The organism is Pusillimonas caeni, from assembly GCF_003545815.1.
Taxonomy (GTDB): Bacteria; Pseudomonadota; Gammaproteobacteria; order Burkholderiales; family Burkholderiaceae_B; genus Pusillimonas; species Pusillimonas caeni.
This window is the reverse complement of sequence record NZ_PDUW01000007.1, coordinates 12,027-27,344: the sequence shown is the minus strand read 5'-3', so window position 1 is coordinate 27,344 and position 15,318 is coordinate 12,027. Positions and strand designations below refer to the sequence as shown.

13 protein-coding genes are annotated in these 15,318 nt (G+C 65.3%); 8 read left to right on the top strand and 5 right to left on the bottom strand.

The genetic code is table 11. The features are described from left to right. Window positions 1–14: 14 nt before the first annotated feature. A complete protein-coding gene (locus tag CSC67_RS15195; RefSeq protein WP_118995297.1) occupies window positions 15–1,271 on the bottom strand; it encodes a flavin-dependent oxidoreductase in 1,257 nt (418 codons plus the stop codon). 164 nt (window positions 1,272–1,435) lie between these two features. Here CSC67_RS15195 and CSC67_RS15190 point away from each other — a divergent pair, with 164 nt between their 5' ends. The 3 genes from CSC67_RS15190 (at window position 1,436) to CSC67_RS15180 (ending at window position 6,238) form a co-directional block, all read left to right on the top strand. Further along, window positions 1,436–3,976: a DNA internalization-related competence protein ComEC/Rec2 gene (locus CSC67_RS15190; protein ID WP_118995296.1), complete on the top strand. Its 2,541-nt coding sequence runs from the start codon at window positions 1,436–1,438 to the stop codon at window positions 3,974–3,976. A 365-nt stretch (window positions 3,977–4,341) separates the two neighbouring features. Next, on the top strand, window positions 4,342–5,262 hold the full coding sequence (locus tag CSC67_RS15185; RefSeq protein ID WP_245220252.1) for an alpha/beta fold hydrolase: 921 nt from the start codon (window positions 4,342–4,344) through the stop codon (window positions 5,260–5,262). Between the two features lie 124 nt (window positions 5,263–5,386). Further along, complete coding sequence (locus tag CSC67_RS15180; protein ID WP_118995295.1) at window positions 5,387–6,238, top strand: 3',5'-nucleoside bisphosphate phosphatase; 852 nt, start codon at window positions 5,387–5,389, stop codon at window positions 6,236–6,238. A gap of 54 nt (window positions 6,239–6,292) precedes the next feature. Here CSC67_RS15180 and CSC67_RS15175 read toward each other — a convergent pair whose 3' ends face one another. Beyond that, window positions 6,293–7,096 (bottom strand): BPSS1780 family membrane protein, encoded by an 804-nt coding sequence (locus CSC67_RS15175; RefSeq protein WP_245220251.1) that lies wholly within the window; start codon window positions 7,094–7,096, stop codon window positions 6,293–6,295. A gap of 24 nt (window positions 7,097–7,120) precedes the next feature. Beyond that, on the bottom strand, window positions 7,121–8,089 hold the full coding sequence (locus CSC67_RS15170; protein ID WP_118995294.1) for a homoserine kinase: 969 nt from the start codon (window positions 8,087–8,089) through the stop codon (window positions 7,121–7,123). A 143-nt stretch (window positions 8,090–8,232) separates the two neighbouring features. Between CSC67_RS15170 and dusA the strand changes: the two genes are divergently transcribed. Then, the gene (dusA, locus tag CSC67_RS15165; RefSeq protein ID WP_118995293.1) at window positions 8,233–9,225 is read left to right on the top strand and encodes a tRNA dihydrouridine(20/20a) synthase DusA; all 993 of its coding nucleotides are present in this window, start codon (window positions 8,233–8,235) and stop codon (window positions 9,223–9,225) included. 47 nt (window positions 9,226–9,272) lie between these two features. Here the strand turns inward: dusA and CSC67_RS15160 are convergent, their stop codons facing one another. Together CSC67_RS15160 and CSC67_RS15155 are read right to left on the bottom strand one after the other, a co-directional pair. Next, window positions 9,273–9,743 carry a CBS domain-containing protein gene (locus CSC67_RS15160; RefSeq protein WP_118995292.1) on the bottom strand — a complete coding sequence of 157 codons (471 nt, stop codon included), beginning with the start codon at window positions 9,741–9,743 and terminating at the stop codon, window positions 9,273–9,275. Continuing rightward, window positions 9,727–11,205 (bottom strand): YihY family inner membrane protein, encoded by a 1,479-nt coding sequence (locus CSC67_RS15155; RefSeq protein ID WP_245220250.1) that lies wholly within the window; start codon window positions 11,203–11,205, stop codon window positions 9,727–9,729. The genes CSC67_RS15160 and CSC67_RS15155 overlap by 17 nt, the downstream gene beginning before the upstream one ends. On the opposite strand from CSC67_RS15155, the gene CSC67_RS15150 reads away from it, so the two are divergent. From CSC67_RS15150 to CSC67_RS15135, 4 genes are all read left to right on the top strand, one after another. After that, a complete protein-coding gene (locus tag CSC67_RS15150; RefSeq protein ID WP_118995504.1) occupies window positions 11,204–11,599 on the top strand; it encodes a DUF2069 domain-containing protein in 396 nt (131 codons plus the stop codon). The genes CSC67_RS15155 and CSC67_RS15150 overlap by 2 nt on opposite strands. Further along, complete coding sequence (locus CSC67_RS15145; protein ID WP_118995290.1) at window positions 11,596–13,074, top strand: protein adenylyltransferase SelO; 1,479 nt, start codon at window positions 11,596–11,598, stop codon at window positions 13,072–13,074. The genes CSC67_RS15150 and CSC67_RS15145 overlap by 4 nt, the downstream gene beginning before the upstream one ends. Before the next feature lie 137 nt (window positions 13,075–13,211). Next, entirely contained in the window at window positions 13,212–14,273 is a 1,062-nt protein-coding gene (gene aroC, locus CSC67_RS15140) for a chorismate synthase (protein ID WP_118995289.1), read from the top strand. A 105-nt stretch (window positions 14,274–14,378) separates the two neighbouring features. Next, window positions 14,379–15,212 (top strand): M48 family metallopeptidase, encoded by an 834-nt coding sequence (locus CSC67_RS15135; protein WP_118995288.1) that lies wholly within the window; start codon window positions 14,379–14,381, stop codon window positions 15,210–15,212. The last annotated feature ends 106 nt before the right edge of the window (window positions 15,213–15,318 follow it).

The following is a 15,318-nucleotide window of genomic DNA, read 5'->3' as shown; positions in this document are numbered from 1 at the left end:
CCAGGTCGATTCGCTCAGGGCCGGGGCTTGAGGCGGGACGGATCGAAGCCCGCCGCGCGCTTGTAGCGCATGGAGATGGCCTCCAGCTCATCCCGGGGAATGACGTCGTGGATGTGTGCAAAGCCCTCGGGCGCCCGCTCGTGCGCCAGCTGCATGACCTGTTCCGGGCCATTGAGGCGGTTGCGCAGGATGATGCCCGTGGTTGCCGGCAGGCGCTCGGCCTCGTATTCCTTCAGCGCCGCTTCGACGTTGCGGTGGCGTTTCTGCGCGGTTTCGAGCAGCCTGTCGGCCAGGCAGCGCGCATCCAGGATGGCCTGGGCCGAACCGTTCGAACCGATGGGATAGAGCGGGTGGGCCGCGTCGCCCAACAGGGTGGCCTTGCCGTGCGTCCAGCGTGGCAGCGGGTCTTTGTCGACCAGCGGAAACTCGTAAATGGCCTGCGCCCCGTCGATCAGCGCGGGGATGTCTATCCAGGGCCACTTCCAGCTTTGGAAGTCGGCGGCGAATACGGATTTGTCCACCACCCGGTTCCAGTCGGTGTATCCGCGTCCGTCGGACGGCACGCTGAGCTCGGCAATCCAGTTGATGGCGGACGTTCCCTCGGGCGCGGCGTCGTCCACGATGGGATAGGCGACGAACTTCTGGTCCTGGTAGCCCGCCATGAACATGGTGCGTCCGTCGAGAAAGGGCCGGGTGTAGGTGACGGCGCGCCACAGTATGCGGCCGGAAAAACGGAATTCGTCGCGCTCGGGATAGAAGCCCTTGCGCACGGCCGAGTGGATGCCGTCGGCCCCGATCAATACATCGCCCCGCACTTCATGCTGCGCATCGTGGTTTGAACGATCGCGGAACAGGGCGGTGACGCCGTCGACGTCCTGTTTCAGCGACTCGAAGGCCATGCCTGTATGCAGTTTCCCGGCGCCCAGCCGCCGGCGCACGGCGTCGGCCAGCAGCAGTTGAAGCCGCCCGCGATGGATGGAAAGCTGGGGCACGCTGTAGCCGGCGGCCAGGCCGCGCGCTTCCTGCCAGATGTTCTGGCCGAAACGGTTGTAGTAGTGCAGGGCCGAGGTGGCCACGGCGTTGGACTGCAGGATGTTCAGCATGTCCAGCTGCTGCAGCTCGCCGGCGGCATGCGGAAGCAGATTGATGCCTACGCCCAGCGGCTTGAGCTCGCGCACGCTTTCAAAGACTTCGCATTCTATGCCGCGCTTGTGCAGCATGAGGGCCAGGGTCAGGCCGCCGATGCCCGCGCCGACGATGATGACTTTCAAGATGTTTCTCCCGGGGACGTGGCGGGAATCATAACAAAATTGGCATATGGATCCCCGTTCGGCGCATGCGAGCATGGTCGTAGCATCCACAGTGATTTTGCCGTCCACCCGGCGCTCTTTCCATTCGCGGATCCGCTTAGGATGGACGATTTGGATGAGTGGCCATGATGGGCCGGATCTCTCTGTTGGCGGGCTTGACGGCGGCCGGCGTGGCGCACGTCCTGCCGCGTACGCCCGAGCCCGTCGAATGGGCATGGCTGGCGGGCGGACTGCTGGCCGCGACCTTGATCGTATCGGTCGTGTTTCCATGTTTCGTCCGAAGGCGGCGCCCGGTGCGAAGGCGGCACGGCGCGCTCGACTGCTTGGCACGAGGCCGCGGCCCGCGCATGCTTGCGCCGGTCTGGGCTTTTATGCTGGGCCTGGCCTGGGTCTGCTTCCATATAGACCATCGGCTGTCCGACTCGCTGTCCCCTCAGGACGAGGACAAAGTCTCACGCGTGGTGCTGCGCATCGCCACCTTGCCGCGCGAACTGCCCGGCAGCCGGCGCTTCGAGGCCGAGGTGCTGGCGTCGCAGCCTTCCGGCATACCGCGCCGCATCTTGGTTTCATGGCATGGTGCGGACTACGCCGGCCCTTATCGCCAAGCCCGCGCCGCGCAGTTTCCTGATCTGGTGCCCGGCCAGGTATGGCGCATGTCGCTCAACCTGCGCCGGCCGCACGGGGCCAGCAATCCGCACGGCTTCGACTACGAAGGGCATGTGTTCGCCCAAGGGCTGCGCGCCGTGGGCAGCGTGCGCGGCACGCCGCGCCTTCTTTACGACGAGCCCGGGGCGAGCCTGGCGCTGCGGGCCGAACGCGCGCGCCACCGCGTGCGCCAGGCCATGCTGCCTTACGTGCGTGACAGCCGGTATGGCGCCGTGCTGCTGGCCCTGGCGATAGGGGACCAGGCCGGCGTGCCGCCCGAAGACTGGACGGTGTTCAACCGCACGTCGATCACGCATCTCATATCCATCAGCGGCTCGCACATCACGATGCTTGCCGCGCTGGGCGGCCTGCTCACGCTTTGGCTATGGAAACGCCTGGCCTGGCGCGGCCGCCCGCTGGCCGAGCGGGCGCCGGCGCAGGTGGCGGCTTGTCTTGCCGCGCTGTGCGTGGCCTGGCTGTACTGCCTGCTGGCCGGCTGGGGCGTGCCCGCCCGGCGCACCTTCCTGATGCTGGCCGTGCTGGCGGCGGCGCATCTATGCAGGCTGCCCCTGGGCCCGGCGCGTGTGCTGCTGTTGGCCGCCGGGGCCGTGGTGGCCCTGGATCCCTGGGCCCTGATGGCCAGCGGCTTCTGGCTGTCGTTCGGCGCGGTGGCGGTGCTGCTGGCCAGCGGGCGCTGGATGGGAACGCCCGCCATCGGGCATCCCGTGTCCGCCGGCGCCCGGCTGGCGCGCGGGCTGTGGGCGGCCTGCAGGCTGCAGTTGATCGTGACAGCTGGCCTGATGCCCATTCTTGCCACGCTGTTCAACGAAATATCCATTGTTTCGCCTATCGCCAACGCCTACGCCATTCCTGTGATCAGCCTGGTGGTGACGCCGCTGTCGCTGCTTCTGGCGGCTGTCTCCATGATGCCGGGGCTGGAGTGGCTTGCCCGGGCCGTGTCATGGCTGGCGCACGAGGCGTTGCAGTTCATGATGGTTCCGACCCATTGGCTGGCATCCCGGGAGGCGGCCAGCCTCGATGCCGCCGCGGCGCCGTGGTGGACGCTGCTGCTGGCGCTGGCCGGCATGGCCATGGCGCTCTTGCCGCGCGGCCTGCCCGCGCGCGGCGCCGGGTGGCTGCTGGTGCTGCCCGCTTTGCTGTGGCGTCCCGAGCGGCCTCCCGATGGCGCCTGGGACATGGTGGCGGTGGACGTGGGCCAGGGGGCGGCCGTGCTGGTGCTGACGTCCGGACATGCCCTGCTGTTCGATACAGGCGTGCGCCATGGCCCGTACTCGGATGCGGCAGCGCGCAGCATAGTGCCGTTGCTGCGAGCGAAGGGCGTCAGGAAGCTCGATGTGCTGGTGGTATCGCACGCCGACATCGACCATGCCGGCGGCCTGCGCAGCATATTGGAAGCCCGCGGCATCGGCCAGTCGTACAGTTCTTTCAATGCTGCCGCCTATTTGCGGCGCGAGGCGGCGCTGCTGGGCATGCCGGAAGACTTGCCGCCGCTTCCGCAGGTATTGTCCCGCTGTCACGATGGGGTGCGCTGGGAGGTGGACGGCGTGGCCTTCGATTTCATGTGGCCGCTGGAGTCGTCCGTCCCGGCCGGAACGAACAGCCGGTCCAAAGAGCGCAACGCGCAGAGCTGCGTGCTGCGCATAAGGGGCGGGCACCACTCGGCCTTGCTGACAGGCGACATTGCGACGGGACAGGAGGACGAGCTGGTTCGTCGCGCTCTCGGCCCCGTGGACGTAGTGGCTGCCGCCCATCACGGATCGCGCAGCTCTTCGGGCCGCGATTTCGTGGCGCACACCGCGCCCGCCCACGTCATCGCCCAGGCCGGCCGCTGGAACCGCTACGGCCATCCTCATCCAACGGTGCAACGGCGCTGGCAAAGGGCGGGCGCCCGGTTCTGGCGCACCGATCTGCACGGCGCCGTCACGGTGCGGTCGCGTGCCGAAGGCCTGGTTGTAGAATCTCATCGCCAGGCCAGGCAAAGACACTGGAGCGGCCCCTGAGCGGCTTGCGACGAGTCCAAGGCCGACCTGATATCGCCGCCCGGTGGCAGCCCGGCAGGAATCGGTTTACCATCTTCGAGAATTTTAAAGGCTAGGGCCTGTTAACACTAAAAGGGCAGTCGCATGAGCACGCAAATAGCTGACCATCAAGGCGCCAAGCGCAGTCGGGGTGGTTCCCCGGCGAGCATTCGCAACGCAGAGGGGTGGCTATTTGCGCGCTCACCCTTCGGGCTGGCCGATAAAGGCCAGGCATGCGTTGTTGCGAGCTCGTTACGTGGATCGACCACGCCGCCTCGCCCGCGCCTAGCCTGCCTGGCCTTTATCGGCCAGTGCGGCTGCCCTTTTAGTGTTAACAGGCCCTAGTCATGACCGAACCGCGTCTCAAATTCGTAATGTGTGCCAGCCCCGCCGACGTTCATCGCATGGCGTATTGGGAGTGGGGCGACGCGGACAACGACAAGGTGCTGGTTTGCGTGCACGGCCTGACACGCTGCGGCCGGGATTTCGACGAGCTCGCCCAGCGGCTCGCCCCGCATTACCGGGTGGTGTGCCCCGACGTGGCGGGCCGGGGACGTTCGGACTGGCTGATCGACCCTTCCGCCTACACCGTGCCGCAATACATCTCGGACATGCTGACCCTGGTCGCGCGACTGGATGTCGACGAGGTCGATTGGGTGGGCACGTCCATGGGCGGCCTGATCGGCCTGGGCCTGGCCGGCGCGCTGGCTGCGTCGGCCTTGCATAGGCCCCAGCGCGGCGAATTCGGCCTGCCTCAGGGGCGCACGCTACGCCTGGGCAGGGTGGTGCTGAACGACATAGGCCCGCGCCTGGACGGGCAAGGCCTGGCGCGCATTGCCGACTATGTGGGGCGGGACGTGTCCTTCGACACCTTCGACGAGGCTGTCGCCTATGTGCAGTCTGTCTCGGCCGGCTTCGGTCCGCATTCGCAGGCCTTGTGGCAGCGGCTGACCCGCGACGTGTTCAATCGGCAAGACGGGCGCTGGGTGAAGCACTACGACCTGAGGCTGGCCGCGTCCATGGGCTTGCAGGACGAGGCGGCGCTGAAGGCGGCCGAGTTCATGCTGTGGTCGGCCTACGAAAGCCTGGCCTCGCCGGTGCTGCTTTTACGCGGCGAGCAGTCGGACGTGCTGTCCAAGGAAACCGCCGATCAAATGCTGGCGCGCAATCGCCGGTCCCAGCTGGTGGAATTCCATGGCGTCGGCCATGCGCCCACGCTGCTGACCGACGACCAGATCGGCCCGATCGAACAATTTCTTTGCGCCTAGCCGATCTCGTGTGCGTCGGCTTTGCATTCTTCCGCCGTAGCGTCCGGAGCCTCACCTGACGCCATGCTGAACGGAGCGAAATGCAACCGAGTCCGCTCCGGTCAGTACCAGTACAATAGTTTCAATGACTCGCAACACCCATTTTCTCAACGCCGACCTGCATTGCCATTCCCTGGTGTCCGATGGGGTGATGACGCCGGCCGCGCTTGCGCGGCGCGCGGCCGAAAACGGGGTGCAGCTATGGTCGCTGACCGACCACGACGAATTGGCCGGCTTGCGCGAAGCCCAGGAGGCCTGCCGTGAACTCGATCTGCCTTTCATCACGGGGGTGGAGATTTCCGCCACGTGGGCAGGCCGTACGGTCCATATCGTCGGGCTCAACATCGACCCGGACAACCAGGCCCTGAAAGACGGCCTGGAGGCGATACGCGCGGGCCGCGTCGATCGCGCCAGGCAGATTGCCCTGCGGCTCGAAAAAATGGGCGTGCAGGGCAGCTATGAAGGCGCTTTGCGCTATGCCGCCAATCCCCAGCTGCTGAGCCGCACGCATTTCGCCCGATTTCTGCTCGAGCAGGGCTATTGCAAGACCATGCAAGAGGTCTTCGACCGCTATCTGGGCGACGGCCGCTCGGGCAATGTGCGCATCCACTGGTCCAGGCTCGAAGAGGCGGTAGGATGGATCGTGGGCGCGGGCGGACGCGCCGTCATCGCCCATCCCGGCCGCTATACCTACGACTCGACCCAGGCGGACGCATTCTTCGATGCCTTCCGCCAGTTGGGCGGCGAGGGCATCGAGGTGGTGACGGGCAGCCATCGGCCCGAGCAGTATCGGCAATATGCCGAGGTGGCGCGCCGCTACGGTTTCATGGTGTCGCGAGGTTCCGACTTCCATGCGCCCAGCGAAAGCCACATCGATCTCGGCGCTCTGCCCGAGCTGCCTTCAGACCTCAAGCCGGTCTGGCACGACTGGATGTAGATACCGTCATGCGCGGGGGCGTCGACATAGACCGTGCCCGGTTCACCCGGCCGGTTATCGATCTTGCGCCTCGGCCCTTTGTCCGGTATCCCCGGCAGCGTAGTTGCTGCCGAAAACGTTCATATAGGTGGGATAGAAGCTGCAATACAGGACGGCGACGACGACGATGTTGATCGGCACCAGAACCAGCTGGACCAGCCCGGCCGGCAGCCCTATCGTCATCAGCAGTTCGCCGCCGAACTGCACGGCCAGGAAGATGGCGCCCCAGCTGAGCCCATACAGCAGGAAAGGCCATTTGTTGCGCCAGCAGGCCACCATGGAATAGAACAGGGCCTGCACCAGCTTGATGCCATGCCAGCCGGTCAGGGCCGGGGCATGCCAGAACAGCGCCGAGATCAGCACATACAGGACGGCGAAGGTGATCAGCGGGCCGAGCATGGCGTCGAACAGCACCGCGGGATCGATATTGCTTCCGTCGCCCACCGCCGCCGAGAGCTGGCCCAGAAAGGGCAGGGTGGCGGCAAAGCCGGCCAGGACGCAGCAGGCCAGATAGGCCAGCCCCAGACGGAAAAGCCGGCGCCGCGCATCCTTGTCACGCAAGGGTTGCAGCCACATGCCGGGCAGCATCTGGCGGCCCTGCGAAATGTTCCGGCAGGCGCACAGAGTGATGAAGGTGAGTATCGGCGTGGCGGCGATGAGGGTCATCTGGCCCAGTATCGGAATCACGGACGCCACCGTGATGAACAAGCTGGTCAGCAGCCCCCAGAAAAACATGGCCAGGGGCTGGCGCTTGAATATCCGGGCTCCTTCTTGTATCCATAGCCAGCCGGAACGAAAAGGCAGTGTGGCAGCTTGCATGATGTCCTTTCAGCGTTGACGGTCCTAGGGCAGGGCCGGGGCGGGCACCGTGCGCCTTTGGCGCAGGACGCGCTCGAAATGGCGCGGATCGTGCGGCTTGAGGGTTTGCGCGGGCCGTGGAAGGAAGTAGTCGAACAGGCGCGAAGTCCAGAAGCGCAGGGCGGCGGCCTGCAGCAGCAGCGGCCATGCCTGGCGTTCGGCCGGGCTGAAGGGGCGCACCTGGGCGTAGGCATGCAGCCAGGCCCGCAGCTTTTCATCGATGAAGGCGCCGCTGTTGCGGTCTATGCACCAGTCGTTGACGCTGACCGCCACGTCGAACAGCCAGGTGTCGCAGCCGGCGAAATAGAAGTCGATGAAGCCGCCCATGCGGGGTGTTTCGTAAGTGCCGTCGAACAGGACGTTGTCGCGGAACAGGTCGCAATGCGCGGGTCCGAAAGGCAGCGCGCGATAGACGTCCGACCCTGCGAAGGCGGTTTGTTCGTCGAGCACCTTGCGGATCAGCTCGGCCTGCCCGTCGTCGAGAAAGGGCAGCACCTTGGGGATGGTTGCCTGCCACCAGTCCAGGCCGCGCAGATTGGGCTGCTGCATGTCGAAGGACTTGCCCGCCAGATGGGTGCGGGCCAGGGTGGCGCCCGCCAGCGCGCAGTGCGTTGCGCTGGGATCGGGTTCGTAGCCGCCCGAGAGGCGTGTGACGATGGCGGTGGGCTTGCCGTGCAGCAGGCCCAGGCGCTCGCCGTTGCGCCGGGTCTGGGGCTCGGGCACGGGTATGCCCATTTGCGCCAGATGGTGCATCAGCTCGATGTAGAAGGGCAGTTGTTCGTAGGTCAGCACCTCGAACAGCGTCAGCACGTATTCGCCCTGGGTGGTGGCGAGGAAATAGTTGGTGTTTTCGATGCCGGCGGTAATGCCCCGCAGAGAAACCAGTTCGCCCAATGAGTAATGATTCAGGAGCTCGCGCGCGTCGTCGTCGCTGACAGGGGTAAAGACGGCCATAGAAGATGAAAGACAATGAAAAGTGGCGCCGCACCGTGCAGCAAAGCCGGATTGTAAAGCAGTGGACGAGGGCTGCGGCGGGCGCGGCGGGTATCGGACGTTAAAATCGTGAATTACCCATATCCGAATCACTATACCGCATCGTGAAATCCCCTTTGCAAAGCGACGTCGGCTGGCGCCTGTGTGTTGCGCCCATGATCGATGTCACGGATCGCCATTGCCGCTATTTTCATCGGCTGCTGGCGCCGCGCGCACGCCTGTATACCGAAATGATCACGACCGGCGCACTATTGCACGGAGATGTGGCGCGCCACCTGGATTTTCACGAAGCCGAACAGCCCGTCGCCCTGCAGCTGGGCGGCAGCGACCCGGAGGCGCTGGCTCACGGCGCGCGCCTGGGCGAACAGTGGGGCTATGACGAAATCAATCTGAACTGCGGCTGCCCCTCGGACCGGGTGCAGCGGGGCGCCTTCGGCGCCTGCCTGATGGCCGAGCCGGCCCTGGTGGCCGACTGTGTCAAGGCCATGCAGGACGCGGTGTCGGTGCCCGTCACCGTCAAGCACCGGCTGGGGCTGGATTACGACGAATCCTACGATTTCGTGCTCGACTTCGTCGGCGCGCTGCACCGGGCCGGTTGCAGGGTTTTCATCGTGCATGCCCGCAATGCGGTGCTGAAGGGTTTGTCGCCCAAGGACAATCGCGAGATCCCTCCTTTGCGCTACGACGTTGCGCGCCGCCTCAAGGCCGATTTTCCCGATTGCACCATCGTGCTGAACGGGGGCATTGCGCAGGCCGGCGAAGTGCAGCGCCATCTCGAGGATTTCGACGGGGTCATGCTGGGCAGGGCGGCCTGGCACAATCCGGGCGTCTTGTCCGAGCTATCGCGCCTGCTCGACCCCGGCATCGAACTGCTGGAGCCCGGCCAGATCGTGCACGCCATGGTGGACTACGCGCAAGGCCAGGTGGACCGGGGCGTTCCCCTTCGCATGGTGGTCAGGCCCATGCTGGGATGGATGAGCGGACGCCCGGGGTCGCGCCACTGGCGCCGCACCCTTTCGGACGCAACGCTCTTGAACACGAACGACCCCCGGGTGCTGGAAAAGGCCTGGAACGATCTGGTGATCAGGGCGGAGTGAATCCAAAAAGAAGGGCGCCCGAGGCGCCCTCTGTGCATGAGGCGGATTCAGCTTCTTTCTTCGGCCTTGAGGGCTTCGCCGTCGCCCGGCCAGTCGCGGATGTAGGCCTTGAGCATATTGTTTTCGAACTGCTGCGCGGCGACGATGGCCTGGGCCATGTCGTAGAAGGAAATGACCCCCTGCAGCACCGGGCCGTCCATGACGGGCATGTAGCGCGCATGCTTGTCGAGCATGAGGCGCTGGACTTCTTCGGCGCTGGTATTGGGCGTGACGCTGACCGGCGCATCGTCCATGATGCTGCGTATGGTGTTGGTGCCGGTGTTGCCGCCGTTGGCGTGCAGGTGGCGGATGATTTCGCGGAATGTGAGCATGCCCACCAATTCGCCGTGTTCCATGATGACCAGAGAGCCGATGTCCTGTTCGCTCATGGTTTCGAGCGCCTTGGTGATGGGCATGTCAGGGGTGGCGGTATACAGGGTGTGCCCCTTGACCCGCAGGATCTCACTGACTTTCAACATGATGCGTCTCCTCGGTCTGCTTCGTTGTCATTGTATTTTGCCTGATATCGCCCGTTTGGGGTAGAACGGCGCCCGACTGTGTGTTTTGGTGTTCACTCGCAACAAACGGTTGCGCGCCGGCGTCCTGATCGAGCAGTTCGCGGAGGGTCATATCGGGCTGTGTAGTGAGCGACGCGGCGATGCCGGGCAGCAGGCAGGGCAGCTTTTGCAGGGCCTGCTGATGGCGGTCGATCAGCAGTTCGTCCACCAGCCGTCCCAGCTTGGCCTGCTCGAGGTCGCAAGCCAGCACCCACTGATCCGAGCCGCGATCTTTGTCTTGTGTGGGAACGGCGTATCCCAGGCTGCGCAAGGTAGTCAAGATGTGGTTGAGTTCGTCGGGGTGAAGCCGCAAGTGGGCACTGAGAAAGCGCGAACTGCGGCCCGGCGAGGGTGTGCCCTGCGCGCTGCGCAGCAGGCGCATGATGCTGATGGCGTCCACGATGGCGGCGCCGGGCTGGCGCTGCTCGGCCCAGCGTCTCATGCGCAAGGACGGCAAGGTCGCCGCGACCGTAGCGCCCAGCAATATGCCCAGCCAGGACAGATAGATCCACAGCAGGAAAATGGGCAGCGTGGCAAAGGCGCCGTAGATGATGGTGTACGAAGGAAAGCGCGATATGTACAGCGCAAAGCCCCATTTCATCAAGGCCAGCACAATCGCCGTGCCCATGCCTCCGGCCAGGGCGTCGCGCCAGTACACCTCGCGGTTGGGCACGTAGACGAACAGGGCGGCAAAACCCAGGCCGGTGATGACGACCGGCACCACGGAAAGCAGGAAATTCATGCCGGCCGACATCTCGCCGACCAGGCCCATGGATTGCTGGGCCAGCAGGGTGGTGGTCCACAGGCTGGCGCCGGCCAATATCGGGCCGAGCGAAATAATGGCCCAGTACACCAGCATGCGCTGGCGCAGCGGGCGGCGCTGCTCGACGCTCCAGATGTCGTTGAGCACACCATCGATGGTCATGATGAGCATGATGGACACCACGACCAGGAACAGAGTGCCCACGGCGGTCAGGCCGGAGGCCTTGGCCGCGAACTGGTTCAGGTAGCCCATGACGTTCTCGGACACCGAGGGCGGCATCAGGCTGGAGGTCAGGAAGTTCTCGAGCGCGAGCTTGAATTCGCCGAACAGGGGAAAGGCGGTGAACAAGGCGAGCACCACCGCCAGCAAGGGCACGATGGCCAGCACGGTGGTGTAGGTAAGGCTGGCGGCGATCTGGGGCAGGCGCTTCTCGCCGGCGCGCTGCAGGGCGTAAACAACGGCCTGGCCGGCGCTGCTGAGCCAGTCGGGAGAACGGGCGGGGCGAGGTTTGCGATCGGGGGCGGTACCGGCGTCTTCGTCTTGCATGGTGGATGCGGCAAACAGCGAACTGGCCGCTCTGGATGCCAACTCGTTCTTCAATCCGGGTAATAATACCAGCATGACTACGACTCGACTGAACCCCGCGCTGCGCCATGGCGCATCGTTTTCGCTCTTGGCCCTGATTGCGCTTTGCCTCGTCTGGGAGCTGTGGCTGGCGCCCCTGCGGCCGGGCGGTTCATGGCTGGTGCTGAAAGTGCTGCCGCTGCTGCTGCCGTTGCGCGGCGTGCTGAAGGGCAGTCTGTACACCATGCAATGGGCCTCCATGCTGATCCTGCTGTATTTCATGGAGGGCGTCGTGCGCGTCTATTCAGACCCGTCTGCGGCCTCGGTGGCCATGGCCGGCATCGAAGTCGCGCTGTCGCTGGCGTTCTATCTGTGCGCCATCTTCTATGTGAGGCCGGCCAAGCGCGCCGCCAAGGCGGCGGGCCGGGCCGGCGGGGTGCGTCCGTCATGAGCGTGGATTCCATCGACGATCTTCCCACGGTCGATTCTTTTGCCGGCCTGCCGCCCGAGTTCTATACCCGCCTCGAGCCCCAGCCGCTGGACCAGCCGCGCTTGCTGCATGCCAATACCGAGGTTGCACGCATGCTGGGCCTGTCCGAGGCTGCCTTGGCCCGGCAAGATTTCCTCGACGTGTGCTCGGGCAATCGCGGGCTGGCGCGCGGCCACACGCTGGCGGCCGTGTACAGCGGTCACCAGTTCGGCGTGTGGGCCGGCCAGCTGGGCGATGGGCGGGCGCATCTGCTGGGCGAGGTCATGAGCCCTACGGGCAACTTCGAACTGCAATTGAAGGGCTCTGGCCTGACGCCGTATTCGCGCATGGGCGACGGCCGGGCGGTGATACGTTCGTCGGTGCGCGAATACCTGGCCGGCGAGGCCATGGCCGGCCTGGGCATTCCCACCACCCGCGCCCTGGCCATCGTCACTGCGCGCAACCCGGTGTATCGCGAAACCGTCGAAAGGGCGGCGGTGGTCACCCGGGTATCCCCCACCTTCGTGCGCTTCGGGTCGTTCGAGCACTGGACCCACCACCCTGAACAGATGCGCATCCTGCTCGACTACGTGGTCGACCGTTTCTTTCCGGAATGCCGCGAAGCGCAGGCCGGCGATGCGCAGGGCGAGCATGGCGTGCTGCTGCGCTTTCTGCGCGCCGTGGTGGCGCGGTCGGCCCGCGTGGTGGCCGACTGGCAGACGGCGGGCTTCTGCCATGGGGTGATGAATACCGACAATATGTCGATCATCGGTTTGACGCTGGACTACGGCCCTTATGGCTTCATGGACGCCTTCCAGATCGGCCACGTCTGCAATCACACCGACACCCAGGGCCGCTATGCATGGAACACCCAGCCTTCGGTCATGCATTGGAATCTCTATCGCCTGGCCAGCAGCCTGGCCGTGCTGGGCCCCGAGCCCGACGACCTGCGCGCGCAGTTGGCCCATTTCGAGCAGGACTTTCTGAACGCCTACCACGGCAACCTGGTGCGCAAGTTCGGCCTGCGAAGCTGGCGCGACGGCGACGATGTGCTGGTGGACGATTGGTGGCGGCTGCTGCACACCCAGCGGGCCGATTTCACGCTGAGCTTTCGCCGCCTGGCCGAGGCGCCGCGCAACCCGGAACCTTTCCTGGCCTTGTTTTCAGATCGCGAGGCCGCCCAGGCCTGGCTGCAGGGCTATGTCCGCCGCATCGAGCAGGACGCCCGGCCCGATGGCGAGCGCATCGAAACCATGCGCCTGGCCAATCCTTTGTACGTGCTGCGCAACCACTTGGCGGAAATCGCCATACGCGCCGCCGAAAACGATGATGCGGGCGAGATCGACACCCTGCTTGCCTTGCTGCGCACGCCCTATACCGAGCGCCCGGGCTATGAGGCTTATGCGGCCCCCGCGCCGGATTGGGCGCGCGAGCTGCATGTCAGCTGTTCGTCGTGATGCGATATCATGATGTCGTTTTTCGATGCCGCGCGGCTTCCCGGCGCCTCCTTTCGTGCGGGTGGCAGGCTTCGTTGTGATGCCGGGCTTCGATCCGGCGCCTCGTCCGTTTTTCAGATTCCAATAATCCATTCATCATGTCCGGCAACACCCTAGGCAAGCTTTTCTGCGTCACCAACTTCGGCGAATCCCACGGGCCGGCCATCGGCGCGGTGGTCGACGGCTGTCCGGCCGGCATGGCGCTGACCGAGGCCGACATACAGTTCGAACTCGATCGCCGGCGCCCGGGCACGTCGCGCCACGTGACCCAACGCCAAGAGGCCGATCAGGTCGAGATCCTGTCCGGCGTCTATCAAGGCGTGACCACCGGCGCGCCCATCGGCCTGCTGATCCGCAACACCGATGCGCGCAGCAAGGACTACAGCAATATCGAAGACACTTTCCGGCCGGGGCATGCCGACTACACTTACTGGAGCAAATATGGCGTGCGCGATCCGCGCGGCGGCGGACGCTCTTCGGCCCGCCTCACGGCCCCGACAGTGGCGGGCGGCGCGATCGCCAGGAAGTGGCTGGCCCACCAATACGGTGTGCGCGTACGCGGCTACATGAGCCAGTTGGGTCCCATCTACATTCCGTTCGAAAGCTGGGACGAGGTGGGCAACAACCCTTTTTATGCGCCGAATGCGGGCATCGTGGCCCAGCTCGAAGACTATATGGATCAGCTGCGCCGCGACGGTGATTCGATCGGCGCGCGCATCGAGGTGGTGGCCGAGGGGGTGCCGGCGGGGTGGGGCGAACCGCTGTACGACCGCCTGGACGCGGACATTGCGCATGCCATGATGGGGCTCAATGCGGTCAAGGGCGTTTCCATCGGCGCCGGGTTCGAAAGCATCGCCCAGCGCGGCTCGGAGCATGGCGACGAAATTACCCCGGAAGGCTTCACCAGCAACAACGCGGGCGGCGTGCTGGGCGGCATCTCGTCCAGCCAACCCATCACGGTGTCGCTGGCCATCAAGCCGACGTCCAGCATACGGATCGAAAGGCGGTCGGTCGACCGGCAGGGTCGCCCGGTGCAGGTGCAGACCCTGGGCCGGCACGACCCCTGCGTGGGCATACGCGCCACGCCCATTGCCGAGGCGCTTCTGGCCATCGTCCTGATGGACCATGCTTTGCGCCAGCGTGCGTTGGCGGGAGCTTGATACGCTAACAATCTGCGCCGTGCAATGCGCTTGTGCGCTGATCGCGGTCATTGTTGATTCGTTCGCCGGATGCGCCGGCGCCAACCTTCAGAAACGGAGTTCACCATGAAGACGATCTGGTTCTTGAAACGAGGAAGCGCCATTGCCGCCCTTGCGGGCAGCGCGTTGCTGGCGGGCTGCGCGGCGGTGCAGACGACCGATTCGGGCACGGTCGGGGTCGACCGCAAGCAGTACATGTCCAGCCTGGTTTCCGAGCAGGCGCTGATGCAGGAAGCCCAGAAGCAATACACCGGCATCGTCTCGCAGGCCAAGGCCCAGGGTGCGCTGGACACGGACGCCAAGCAGGCCGCCCGGGTCAAGTCCATCGCCCAGCGTTTGATCGCGCAGGTGGGCGTCTTCCGGCCGGATGCGGCGCAATGGAACTGGGAGGTGCACGTACTGAACTCGGACGAGGTCAATGCCTGGTGCATGCCCGGCGGCAAGATCGCGGTCTATAGCGGCATGATCAACCAGCTCAAGCCGACGGACGCCGAACTGGCGGCCGTGATCGGGCACGAGATGGCCCACGCGCTGCGCGAGCATTCGCGCGAGCAAGTGTCGCAGCAGATGGCGGCGGACGTCGGCCTGTCGGTGTTGTCGGCGCTGACCGGAAGCTCGGCCACGTCCGATCTGGGCGGCAAGTTGACCGAGGTGATGTTCACGCTGCCGAACAGCCGTACGCACGAGACTGAGGCCGATCGCATGGGGGTGGAGCTGGCGGCGCGGGCGGGCTACGATCCGCGGGCGGCGGTGACGCTCTGGCAGAAGATGGGTTCTCTGAGCCAAGGCAGCTCGCCGCCGGAATTCCTCTCCACGCACCCGTCCGCAGCGACGCGCACGGCGGACCTGACGAAGATTGCGGAGCAGGTGATGCCTTTGTATCAGAGCGCTAAGAAGTGATTGCTCGGTTTGCTTGATGCCGGTCGGTGCTTGCAGTTTGTTTTTTGCGGCCTCGTAAGCAAGTGCGTGATTCGTGTGTGTCTGGCTGTCGATCGTTGTTGATTAT